Origin of the sequence: Hydrogenophaga sp. (genome assembly GCF_051007235.1) — a bacterium.
In the GTDB taxonomy this organism is placed as follows: Bacteria; Pseudomonadota; Gammaproteobacteria; order Burkholderiales; family Burkholderiaceae_C; genus Hydrogenophaga.
The window spans coordinates 1-2,329 of sequence record NZ_JBPCSJ010000417.1 but is presented as its reverse complement, the minus strand read 5'-3'; the positions used below and the strand labels follow the sequence as shown (position 1 = coordinate 2,329).

Genomic DNA, 2,329 nt, shown 5'->3' with positions numbered 1-2,329 from the left:
TCGATGGTGTGCGCGAGCGACGGCTCGGCCACCTGGATCGGCTGGAAACGGCGCTCGAGCGCGGCGTCCTTCTCGACGTACTTGCGATACTCGTTCAGCGTGGTCGCGCCGATGCAGTGCAGTTCGCCGCGCGCGAGCGCCGGCTTGAGCATGTTGCCCGCGTCGATGGCGCCCTCGGCCTTGCCGGCGCCCACCATGGTGTGCAGCTCGTCGATGAAGACGATGGTCTGGCCCTCGTCCTTGGCCAGCTCGCTCAGCACGGTCTTCAGGCGCTCTTCAAACTCACCGCGGAACTTGGCGCCGGCCAGCAGCGCAGCCATGTCCAGGCTCAACACCCGCTTGCCCTTGAGCGAATCGGGCACCTCGCCGGCCACGATGCGCTGGGCCAGGCCTTCGACAATCGCCGTCTTGCCCACGCCGGGTTCGCCGATCAGCACCGGGTTGTTCTTGCTGCGGCGCTGCAGCACCTGGATGGCGCGGCGGATCTCGTCGTCGCGGCCGATCACCGGGTCCAGCTTGCCCTGGCGGGCGCGCTCGGTCAGGTCCAGGGTGTATTTCTTGAGGGCTTCGCGCTGGCCTTCGGCCTCGGGACTGTCCATGCCCTGCCCGCCGCGCACCGCGGTGATCGCGGCCTCCAGGCTCTTGCGGGACAGGCCGTTCTCGTTCGCGATGCGCCCGAGCTCGCCCTTGTGGTCGGCCACAGCCAGCAGGAACAGCTCGCTGGCGATGAACTGGTCACCGCGCTTGATGGCTTCCTTCTCGGTCGCCTGCAGCAGCTTGCCCAGGTCCGGGCTGGGCTGCACCTGGTCCTGGCCCTGCACCTCGGGCAAGCGGTTGACCGCCTCTTCGACCGCCTTGCTCAGGCCAGCCACATTGACGCCGGCGCGCTGCAGCAGCGATTTCGGGCCGTCGGCCTGGCGCAGCATGGCCAGCAGCAGGTGTGCCGGTTCGATGTAGGCGTTGTCTTTGCCCAGGGCCAGGCTCTGGGCTTCGCCCAGGGCTTCCTGGAACTTGGTGGTGAGTTTGTCGAGTCGCATGTGAGGGCTCCGCAATGGATGATTGCGAACTACATGGAGCCCTTCCCGCGGCTTTCAAGCCCTTGCCGCCAACGCGGTTTTAGAGCCAGCGTTCAGGCCTTGAGCGCTTCGAGCGAAAAACCCGCGACCTTCTTGTAGTGGTCCGAGATCTCGCGCAGCTCGGCCTGGCTGATCAGGTCGTCGATGTGGCGGAACGGTCGGTCGCCGCTGAGTTCGTCCACCTTGATGTTGATGAAGTCCGGCGGCACGCTGCGGTTGGTGGCCACCACCCGCGCCGTGGCCTCCCGGCGCAGCGCCTCGTAGGCCTGCAGGGCCTGGGGGCTGGCGTCGCGGGCCAGTTCGGTGGCCAGCGTGCGGGCGTCGATCAGGGCCTGGGCCGAGCCGTTGGAGCCCCGCGGGTACATGGGGTGGGCGGCGTCGCCCATCAAGGTCACGCGGCCAAAGGTCCAGCGGTCGATCGGGTCCTTGTCCACCATCGGGTACTCCAGCACCTGGTCGGCGTTGCGGATCAGGGCGGGCACGTCCAGCCAGTCGAAGGTCCAGTCCTGGAAGATGCCGATGAAATCGTCCACCCGGCCGCCCTGGTTCCAGTCGTTCATGGCCTCGCCGGGGCGCTCGATCTCGGCCATCCAGTTGATGAGCTGGTGGCCCTGCCCGTCCACGTTGTCCACGATCGGGTAGATCACCATCTTGCCGGTCTTGATGGAACCCACGCGCAGGTAGCTCTTGCCGCTGAGGATGGGTTTGTGCCGGGTCACGCCGCGCCAGGTGTTGATGCCGGCGAAGGCGAGTTTTTCTTCCGGGTAGAACTGGCGGCGCACGGCCGAATGAACCCCGTCGCACGCGACCACGATATCGGCTTGCACCGGCTCGCGCGGGGTGCCCTGCGCATCGTTGAAATACACCGTCGCGCCCGCCTCGTCCTGCGTGACCTGGGTGCAGCGGTGCCCGGTGTGGACGCGCTCCGGGCCCAGGCGCTGCACCGCCGCGTCGTACAGGATGCGGTGCAGCTTGCCGCGGTGGATGCCGACCTCGGGCACCGCATAGCCGGCGTGGCGGCCGCGCGGTTCTCGGTAGATGAACTGACCGAAGCGGTTGAAGAACACGCTTTCCAGGTTCTCGATGCCCACCGCCTCCAGCGCCGGCTGCAGCCCCAGTGCCGCCAGCTCGCGCATGGCGTGCGGCAGCAGGGTGATGCCCACCCCCAGCTCGCGCACCTCGGGCACGCTCTCGTACACATCGCAGGCCAGACCGCGCTGGTGCAGGTGCAAGGCGAAGGACAGGCCGGCGAT

The 2,329-nt window shown here is 67.8% G+C and carries 2 protein-coding genes; both read right to left on the bottom strand.

All coding sequences use genetic code 11. The annotated features are described in order from the left end of the window. Positions 1-1,037, bottom strand: a 1,037-nt coding sequence (locus tag ACR2JA_RS14855; protein WP_434009855.1) for a Clp protease N-terminal domain-containing protein, incomplete at its 3' end; no start/stop codon positions are given. 92 nt (positions 1,038-1,129) lie between these two features. Further along, positions 1,130-2,329 (bottom strand): flavin-dependent oxidoreductase (locus ACR2JA_RS14850; protein WP_434009854.1); only part of this gene is annotated, 1,200 nt, incomplete at its 5' end.